11 protein-coding genes, 2 tRNA genes and 1 rRNA gene are annotated in these 8181 nt (G+C 28.0%); 11 read left to right on the top strand and 3 right to left on the bottom strand.

Annotated elements, in window-relative coordinates; all coding sequences use genetic code 11:
• Nucleotides 1-10: 10 nt before the first annotated feature.
• The 3 genes from rrf to NSA50_RS17765 all read left to right on the top strand — a co-directional run bounded on the left by rrf (nucleotide 11) and on the right by NSA50_RS17765 (nucleotide 288).
• Nucleotides 11-127: ribosomal RNA gene (gene rrf / locus NSA50_RS17775) — 5S ribosomal RNA — on the top strand.
• Nucleotides 128-132: 5 nt separating this feature from the next.
• Nucleotides 133-208, top strand: a tRNA-Phe gene (locus tag NSA50_RS17770).
• 5 nt (nucleotides 209-213) lie between these two features.
• Nucleotides 214-288: transfer RNA gene (locus NSA50_RS17765), tRNA-Cys, on the top strand.
• Between the two features lie 32 nt (nucleotides 289-320).
• Here the strand turns inward: NSA50_RS17765 and NSA50_RS17760 are convergent.
• Together NSA50_RS17760 and NSA50_RS17755 are read right to left on the bottom strand one after the other, a co-directional pair.
• Nucleotides 321-1244 (bottom strand): S66 peptidase family protein, encoded by a 924-nt coding sequence (locus NSA50_RS17760; protein WP_257447323.1) that lies wholly within the window; start codon nucleotides 1242-1244, stop codon nucleotides 321-323.
• A gap of 77 nt (nucleotides 1245-1321) precedes the next feature.
• On the bottom strand, nucleotides 1322-2269 hold the full coding sequence (locus NSA50_RS17755; protein WP_195264617.1) for a magnesium transporter CorA family protein: 948 nt from the start codon (nucleotides 2267-2269) through the stop codon (nucleotides 1322-1324).
• A gap of 282 nt (nucleotides 2270-2551) precedes the next feature.
• Between NSA50_RS17755 and NSA50_RS17750 the strand changes: the two genes are divergently transcribed.
• Nucleotides 2552-3070, top strand: a complete 519-nt coding sequence (locus NSA50_RS17750; RefSeq protein WP_195264618.1) for a hypothetical protein — start codon at nucleotides 2552-2554, stop codon at nucleotides 3068-3070.
• Nucleotides 3071-3109: 39 nt separating this feature from the next.
• On the opposite strand, the gene NSA50_RS17745 is transcribed toward NSA50_RS17750, so the two are convergent.
• Nucleotides 3110-4261: a zinc-binding metallopeptidase family protein gene (locus NSA50_RS17745; RefSeq protein ID WP_195264619.1), complete on the bottom strand. Its 1152-nt coding sequence runs from the start codon at nucleotides 4259-4261 to the stop codon at nucleotides 3110-3112.
• Nucleotides 4262-4516: 255 nt separating this feature from the next.
• Between NSA50_RS17745 and NSA50_RS17740 the strand changes: the two genes are divergently transcribed.
• The 7 genes from NSA50_RS17740 to NSA50_RS17710 all read left to right on the top strand — a co-directional run bounded on the left by NSA50_RS17740 (nucleotide 4517) and on the right by NSA50_RS17710 (nucleotide 8167).
• Nucleotides 4517-4723 carry a sigma factor G inhibitor Gin gene (locus NSA50_RS17740; RefSeq protein ID WP_195264620.1) on the top strand — a complete coding sequence of 69 codons (207 nt, stop codon included), beginning with the start codon at nucleotides 4517-4519 and terminating at the stop codon, nucleotides 4721-4723.
• 19 nt (nucleotides 4724-4742) lie between these two features.
• Complete coding sequence (gene tmk / locus NSA50_RS17735) at nucleotides 4743-5372, top strand: dTMP kinase (protein WP_195264621.1); 630 nt, start codon at nucleotides 4743-4745, stop codon at nucleotides 5370-5372.
• Between the two features lie 90 nt (nucleotides 5373-5462).
• The gene (locus tag NSA50_RS17730) at nucleotides 5463-5792 is read left to right on the top strand and encodes a cyclic-di-AMP receptor (protein WP_008681260.1); all 330 of its coding nucleotides are present in this window, start codon (nucleotides 5463-5465) and stop codon (nucleotides 5790-5792) included.
• Nucleotides 5793-5809: 17 nt separating this feature from the next.
• Nucleotides 5810-6745, top strand: coding sequence for a DNA polymerase III subunit delta' (locus tag NSA50_RS17725; protein WP_195264622.1), 936 nt, complete (start codon nucleotides 5810-5812; stop codon nucleotides 6743-6745).
• Between the two features lie 3 nt (nucleotides 6746-6748).
• Nucleotides 6749-7654, top strand: a complete 906-nt coding sequence (locus NSA50_RS17720; RefSeq protein ID WP_195264623.1) for a PSP1 domain-containing protein — start codon at nucleotides 6749-6751, stop codon at nucleotides 7652-7654.
• Between the two features lie 13 nt (nucleotides 7655-7667).
• Nucleotides 7668-7871: a heavy-metal-associated domain-containing protein gene (locus NSA50_RS17715; protein WP_195264624.1), complete on the top strand. Its 204-nt coding sequence runs from the start codon at nucleotides 7668-7670 to the stop codon at nucleotides 7869-7871.
• Between the two features lie 125 nt (nucleotides 7872-7996).
• A complete protein-coding gene (locus tag NSA50_RS17710; RefSeq protein ID WP_008681251.1) occupies nucleotides 7997-8167 on the top strand; it encodes a DUF362 domain-containing protein in 171 nt (56 codons plus the stop codon).
• The last annotated feature ends 14 nt before the right edge of the window (nucleotides 8168-8181 follow it).

Raw genomic sequence — 8181 nt, 5'->3', positions numbered from 1 at the left:
CACTCTGAAATCTGGTGATGATGGCGTAGAGGAAACACTCCTTTCCATTCCGAACAGGAAAGTTAAGCTCTACAGCGTCGATGGTACTGCATGGGAGACTGTGTGGGAGAGTAGAACGTTGCCAGGTAATGTGGCTCGATAGCTCAGTCGGTAGAGCAGAGGACTGAAAATCCTCGTGTCCCTGGTTCGATTCCTGGTCGAGCCACCAGGTATGGCGCTATAGCCAAGTGGTAAGGCAGAGGTCTGCAAAACCTTTATTCCCCGGTTCAAATCCGGGTGGCGCCTCCAAAAAATCCTACAAGATTACTTGTAGGATTTTTTTATTTGAAAATTATCTTTTTTTGAATAAGTAAATCATTATCGGATAGGAATTCGAATAATGAGCCTATTGGAATAGTTATATTAGGATAATCATGACCTATAGGAAGACCTTGAATAATAGGTATATTTAATGGGAGTAATTTTTGCTTTATAATCTCATCTATTGAAAAATCAGTATCTTTATTTGTACAGTCAGTAAAATATCCTATCATTATTCCACAAAGCTTTTGAAGTTTTCCACAGGAAATTAGTTGTGATAACATTCTATCCACAGCATAAGGGCTTTCATTGACATCTTCAATAAGTAGAATATTATCTTTAAAATCTATTTCATATGGAGTCCCAATTGTAGAACAAATTATTGATAAATTTCCTCCAACGATATTACCTTTAAAATTTTGTTTGTTCCATACTAGATAATTATCCACACATATATCTTTCAAGTTGTATATTATTTTAGAATTTTTATTTGAAAAAATTTTTAAGAAGTATTCTTTAGTCATGATATCATCAAAATTAGATGTTATCATTGGACCATGGAATGTCGTAAACTTACAAGTTTTATTAATATAATTTAGCAATAAGGTTATATCACTATATCCACAGAAGGGCTTGGGATTATTCTTTATCAGTTTTAGATCTAAATAAGAAGCCATTCTAATTGACCCGTAGCCACCTCTAAGACAAACTATAGCATCTACGTCCTTATCAGCAAACATGGAATTAAGATCATCAGCACGGGCTTTATCATCTCCAGCTAAATATCCATAAGAATCATATAAATGCTTACCTTTTTTTATTTTAAATCCTAGCTTTTTAAATACATCGATTTTTTTATCTATAAATTCCCTAGATTCTGATGATGCCGGAGCAATAATACCGATAGTAGCAGAACTATCTAATGTTTTTAATTTTAACAACATATACACCTACTTAAAATTATTTATATGTAAATATACTACAAAAAAAATAAAGCTAGTACTGATAACTAGCTTTATTTCTATGAAAACATATCTTTTCGATACAATAAATATGCTGCACCAAAAGTTAATATTGATGTAATAACCATTGTAATTTCAAAACCATATTCATTATTAATTAGTGGCATTTTTATAAAATTCATTCCAAATATACCACCAATAACAGTAGGTATTGCCATTAATATTGTAACAGAAGCTAAAACTTTCATAACTATATTCAGGTTATTTGAAATAACAGAAGCGAAGAAATCCATTGTACTTGCAAGAATATTACTATATATTTCAGTCATTTCAATAGCTTGTTTATTTTCAATTATAACATCTTCTAGAACATCTTGATCTTCCTCATATTTTTGCATTATATCTAGTTTTAGCATTTTTTCAAGAGTAATTTCATTTGCTTTAAGTGATGTAGAGAAGTAAACCAATGATTTTTCTAATGAATGTAGTTGAATAAGTTCTCTATTTTTCATAGATTTATGCAATCTTTTTTCTATCATTAAACTCTTTTTATCTATTTGTCTTAGATAAATTAAGTAAGAATTCGATATTCTATTTAATATTTGTAATATAAACCTTGATTTTTTAAATGAATAAAATGATTTCACTTTACCATTTATAAAATCAGTTAAAATACGACTATTCTTTAGGCATACTGTTATAAGTTGCTTTTCTGTATGAATAATTGCTAAAGGATATGTATCATATGTAAGTGAGTTATCTTCCATTTCAGTAAATGGAATATCTACTACAACTAATAAACAATTATCTTCTATATCTATACGAGAAGTTTCCTCATCGTCTAATGGAGCTTTTAAAAATGATAATGGAACACCTGTCTTCTTTGAAATTAAAATTAATTCTTCATCAGAAGGTGCTATAATATTAATCCAACAACCTGGCTCTAGATTATCAAGAATTTTCAGTGATGGATTTTGTTCACTAATGCTTTTATAAATTTGTATCATAATTAACCTCCTTAAGTAAATCTCAAAGATAATTATACTATTAATATGCTTGTTTGTACTATGATAATTAAATTTTTATTTTTAAAATTATTGATATAGATAAATGAAGATATCAAAAGAAAAAATGTATATTCAGAAAATAATTTAATTCAATCAAAAGAGATGATAAAAATAAGCCTATTAATTATTAAATATTAATGTGGATAAAAGTACGGATAATTAGTATAATCACAATATTGCTTAAACGAATAAAGTAATATCTTGATGGGGGATAAATAGGAAATGATGCATAGAGAAGTTGTTGCTAAAAAGAGAGTACCAGTTATTTCAATGATCTTACTTGTGATAACAACTACATTATATTTAGGAGAAGCAGTAGAAAGATCTAAATATAATAGACATATAATTGGTCATATATTTAATATATCTCTAGTGTTAGTAACTATAATTTTGATTGTTAAAGAAATTAGAAGTTGTTCAGTGTCTTATAAATATGCAGTGATAGCAGACAAGCTTATAATAAATCTAATTAATAATAAAGAAGAAAAAAATTTAGAAAGTATAAGAATTTCTGATGTATTGTATATAGGTGAGAGATCATCTATACCTAAAGAATATCAATTTTTAAAAAAATCAAAAAGATACTTATGTAATAGAATTAATACAAAGTCATATTATTGCATTTTTAAAAATGGAGATAAAATCGAAAAAATTAAATTTCAGCCAAGCGATAAATTTATTACTAAGTTAATAAAACATGGAGAGTTGAAATGTAAGTTAGTAAGAAAAGAAATTATATAATAAAAGGCTCTATATAGAAAAATAGACTCTATATAGAGCCTATTTTTTATAAAATTCATTTTTTACTTCTGATAAAAGATTTTCATTTAATATAATATCATGCCCTGTAAAGGATAAAGATAAAGCAGCTTTCATTGCTTCTTCAAAGCCATAATCAGATATTGTGGCTTTAGCAAATTCTTTTGTACCATACTTTATGCTGTTATCTGGAACTATTGATATATAAGGATGAATGCAAGGAACCTTTTTACTAACAATTCCTAAGCTTAATCCAGAATAAATATCTCTTGGACCAGAAATATTTATTATACCATTTTCCTTTAAATTATGGCTAAATAATCTATTTAAAGTTCTGTTAGTTATTAGTTCTTCATTTTCGGGTTCATATAAAGATATTGAATATTGAACTCTTATAAGCTTTGAAACATAAATAGCAATTTCTCTCAACTTGCTTTCTGCAATTTTAGCCATATCCATTTCCTTAGCTCTAATATAAAATTTAGCTTCAGATTCTAGCGGTAATAGTAAAGGGGTAAAACCGCCATTAGATAATATTGAGTTTACTTCTACATCTTCTGGGAATCCCTTTAATAATGAATTTAAAATATTAAATGTTAAAAGAATACCGTCTAGAGATGTATATGTACCTTTATTTAAAAAGCTTAATCCACTATGACCTATAAATTTTATACTTAATGGTATTATAGCAGATGAGCTTCCACTTTCTGAGGTTATAGTATCAGGGTGTGCAACTAAAACAACATCAATATCATCGAAGACACCTTGTTTTACCATAACGGATTTGGTTCCTCCTAGATATTCACCAGGGCAGCCTATCAGTATTATAGTACCACCTATTTTTTCAATAATAGAACTTAGGGTTAAAGCAGCAGCAATTGAAGTTGATGTTAATAAGTTATGACCAGTTAAATGTCCCTCGCCAGGAACAGCATCATATTCACATAAAAAACATACTTTAGGATGACCATTTCCTTTAGATGCATAAAAGGACGTTTTTAATTCTAAAAATTCCTTTTTTACAGTAAAATCATGATCAACTAGGAAATTACAAATATAATTATAACTATTATATTCATTGTAACTATCTTCAGGGTTATTGTATAAATAATCATTTAATTTCTTTATGTCATCTTTATTTTTTTCTAAATAATAAATCATTTCTTGTTTCATATTATTTTCCTCCCAAATTATCTTGTTTTTAATTTTCCCTTAAATTCAAATAATTATTTATTAAATATTTAATAAGATAGTAAATTTGAAATGTGTATTTAAAGTTCTATATAAATTCAATATAAATGCTTTATATAAATATTATTATTTAGACTAGATATAAAGAATTTTCATTTATATATAGGCTTTTTTAGTATAGAAATAATGTTATTTGGTGAGAATTATAATAAAATTATTATAAAAGGATGGGATAGTATGGATTTATTAATAAAAGGAATAGATAAAAATGAAAATAAATGTAAGATTTGTGGGAAAGAAGTATATAGTGATATAATTATAGAGAAAAGCTTATTATGCCATTATTGTAATGATAAGATAGCAACAATGACAGTTGATGATTTTGAGTATAATTTTTATAAAGATAGAATAAAAGAGTGGATATTAAGCAACTACAATTTTTAAATAGCATGAGGTATAAATAATGGACAAAGGAAAATTTATAGTATTTGAAGGTGGAGAAGGATCTGGTAAGAGCACAATATTGGACATGGTATATGATTATCTAGTTCAAGGTAATATAGAGTGTATTAAGACTAGGGAGCCAGGTGGAATTAAAATATCAGAAGATATACGAGAAGTAATATTAGATACTAAGAATACAAAAATGGACAGCAGAACAGAAGCATTACTATATGCTGCCGCTAGAAGGCAACACTTAGTTGAAAAAGTTATTCCTGAAATTGATAGAGGAACTATAGTTTTATGTGATAGATTTATATACTCATCACTAGCTTACCAAGGATATGCTAGAAATATAGGAGTAGATGAAATATATCAAATAAATAAATTTGCAGTAGGTGAATATATGCCAGACTTAAATATATTATTTGATATATCACCAGAAATAGGATTAGATAGAATAAATAAAAATAAAGATAGAGAAATAAATAGATTAGATTTAGAAAAAATAGATTTTCATAATAAAGTAAGAGATGGATATCTAAAACTATATAAAGAAAATAAAGAGAAGTTTGTAAAAATCGATGCAGAAAAATCAATAGATGAAGTTTTTAAGGTTGTAAAAGAAATAATTACTGATTTTATTAAATAAAATATATTGAGAGAAAAAATTTTAATCAATTTATATATCTTTTATGATAGAATATTATTATAGGAGTATAATTTTATTGGAGGGGTTAATATGAAATTGGTAATAGCTATGGTACAAGATGATGATGCTTTAGATTTAGTAGATGCAATTACAGAAGCAGGCTTTAGAGTTACTAAGTTAGCATCAACTGGAGGGTTTTTAAAATCAGGAAATACAACCTTAATTATAGGTGTTGAAAAAGATAAAGTTCAAGCGGTTATAGATGTTGTAGAAGATGTTTGTAAAACTAGAAAACAAGTTATAACAACGCCAACCCCTATCACAGGAAATGTTGACATGTATATGTCATACCCTATAGAAATTGAAGTTGGGGGAGCTACTATATTCGTTATAGATGTAGATCAATTTATTAAAATATAATTACATTGGAGGGTGTAATGGGGAAATTTATTGGGCACGAAAGAATAATTGATAGTTTTAAAAAAAGAATAGAGAAAGATGAAATTTCCCATGCACATATAATTGTTGGAGAAGATGGAATTGGAAAGAGTAGTTTAGCTAATATACTAGCTAAAAGTATATTAGGGGTGCGTGAAGATAGAAATTCTATAGACATTGTAAATTATAGATCTAAAAAAGCCTCTTTTGGGGTAGATGATGTAAGAGAAATTGTTGATGAAATAAATAAGAAGCCATTTGAAGGCGATAAAAAAGTTATTATAATTTATGATGGAAATAAGTTGACAGTACAAGCACAGAATGCTCTTTTAAAGACTATAGAAGAACCACCAAAAGGTGTTTTTATTATTCTGTTATGTGAGAGTTTAGAGCTTATTTTAGATACTATAAAATCAAGATGTCAAGTATATAAGTTAACTCCACTAACAAAGAATGAAGTTAAGATTTATATAGAAAGTTTAGGAATTGATGATTGTAGTAGTGATGAAATTAATGCTGCTATTGCATATAGTGAAGGAATCCCAGGAAAAGCTGAGGATTTTCTAAGGGATTCCTCATTAAAGGATTTAAGAAACATATTAATTGATTTATTATATACATTAGTTAGTAGTAATACGAAAAGTCTTTTAGACTTTGAAGATAAGATATTATCGTTTAAAGATAGAAAAGAAGAAATACTAAACATTTTAGCCTCCTTTATAAGAGACGTAATTGTCTATAAAGAAATAAGCGATACTAGTGGAATAATAAATGGGGATAAAATAGAAAATATAAAACAATTAGCTATTGAAATGTCCTATAAGAAGCTTAATAAAATAATCGATAAAATTGGGGACGCTAGAGTAACATTATTAAGTAATTCTAACTTTCAATTAACGATTAGAGTGATGCTTATAGGTTTTATGGAGGTTTAAATAATGATAAAAGTTGTAGGCGTAAGATTCAAGAAGGCCGGTAAAATATATTATTTTGATCCAAGCGATTTAAATGTAAAAAAAGGCGATTTTGTTGTTGTAGAAACAGCGAGAGGAATAGAGTTTGGAGAATGTGTAATTGGTATTAAAGAAATACCAGAAACTGATATAGTGGCACCATTAAAGAGTGTTATAAGAGTTGCAGAAGAAGATGATATAAATAAACATAAGGATAATAAAGTGAAGGAAAAGGATGCTTTAGATATATGCCTAAAGAAAATAGAAGAACATGGATTAAATATGAAATTAATCGATGTAGAGTATACTTTCGATAATAATAAAGTTATATTCTATTTTACAGCTGATGGAAGAGTAGACTTTAGAGAATTAGTAAAAGACTTAGCAACTATATTTAAAACAAGAATAGAATTAAGACAGATAGGGGTTAGAGATGAAGCTAAAATGCTTGGCGGGCTAGGACCATGTGGAAGACCTTTATGTTGTTCTACATTCCTTGGAGATTTCGCATCTGTATCTATAAAGATGGCAAAAGAGCAAAATTTATCTTTAAATCCAACAAAGATATCAGGAATATGTGGCAGGTTAATGTGCTGTTTAAATTATGAGCAAAGCACATATGAAGATATAAGACAGAGATTGCCTAAAGCAGGATCTATTGTTTCTATGGGAGATATTACTGGTGAAGTTATAAGCAATAGTACTGTTAAGGAAAGTGTGAAGGTCAAATATAGAAGAGGCGATGAAGAAGTAGTAGAAGAATTTAAAATAGATGATATTGAGCTTGTTGAAGGTAGTTATGAAGACTCAGTAGATGAATCAGACATAAAACTAGAAATAGAATCACCAGAAGACAAAAAGTTAATAAAGGATCTTATAAAAGATAATTAAGGGGGAGAGCTTAATGAAATCACTATTAAAGGTTGCAAATCTTAATACAAATGATGATGTTATTAGCATAAGAGAAGCTGTGGCACATAATGAAGGGGTTATTGCTTGTGAGGTAAGTCTATCTAAAAAAGAAGTAAGTGTAGTATATGATGATAAAAGTATAACTGAAGATAAAATCATTATGTCTATTGAAGAAGTAGGCTATAGTATAATATAAACAAAATAATAGAAAAATAAAGTGAAGTATCATATTATATAAATTCTTCTTAAGTCTTTAAAAATTTAAATCCTTATGATAAAATAGATTGTGAAATAAATTCATAATATTAGGAGGTGCTTTTTATGGCATTCAAAATAGAAGATTCATGTGTAAACTGTGGTGCTTGCGCTGCAGAATGTCCAGTTAATGCTATAAGCCAAGGAGATACTCAATTCGTTATCGATGAGGACACTTGCATAGATTGTGGAAACTGTGCAAATGTTTGTCCAGTAGGAGCTCCAGTACAAGCATAATTTTACATAAAGAA

This window comes from Clostridium mucosae (genome assembly GCF_024622765.1).
Lineage (GTDB): Bacteria > Bacillota > Clostridia > Clostridiales > Clostridiaceae > Clostridium.
The sequence above is the reverse complement of the archived record's forward strand: the minus strand, read 5'-3'. Positions and strand labels throughout refer to the sequence as shown.

Bases quoted from the DNA above. Each gene is read 5' to 3' on its own strand.
- NSA50_RS17760 (WP_257447323.1), bottom strand. From the start codon at position 1,244: ATGTTGTTAAAATTAAAAACATTAGATAGTTCTGCTACTATCGGTATT.
- NSA50_RS17755 (WP_195264617.1), bottom strand. From the start codon at position 2,269: ATGATACAAATTTATAAAAGCATTAGTGAACAAAATCCATCACTGAAA.
- NSA50_RS17750 (WP_195264618.1), top strand. From the start codon at position 2,552: ATGATGCATAGAGAAGTTGTTGCTAAAAAGAGAGTACCAGTTATTTCA.
- NSA50_RS17745 (WP_195264619.1), bottom strand. From the start codon at position 4,261: ATGAAACAAGAAATGATTTATTATTTAGAAAAAAATAAAGATGACATA.
- NSA50_RS17740 (WP_195264620.1), top strand. From the start codon at position 4,517: ATGGATTTATTAATAAAAGGAATAGATAAAAATGAAAATAAATGTAAG.
- tmk (WP_195264621.1), top strand. From the start codon at position 4,743: ATGGACAAAGGAAAATTTATAGTATTTGAAGGTGGAGAAGGATCTGGT.
- NSA50_RS17730 (WP_008681260.1), top strand. From the start codon at position 5,463: ATGAAATTGGTAATAGCTATGGTACAAGATGATGATGCTTTAGATTTA.
- NSA50_RS17725 (WP_195264622.1), top strand. From the start codon at position 5,810: ATGGGGAAATTTATTGGGCACGAAAGAATAATTGATAGTTTTAAAAAA.
- NSA50_RS17720 (WP_195264623.1), top strand. From the start codon at position 6,749: ATGATAAAAGTTGTAGGCGTAAGATTCAAGAAGGCCGGTAAAATATAT.
- NSA50_RS17715 (WP_195264624.1), top strand. From the start codon at position 7,668: ATGAAATCACTATTAAAGGTTGCAAATCTTAATACAAATGATGATGTT.
- NSA50_RS17710 (WP_008681251.1), top strand. From the start codon at position 7,997: ATGGCATTCAAAATAGAAGATTCATGTGTAAACTGTGGTGCTTGCGCT.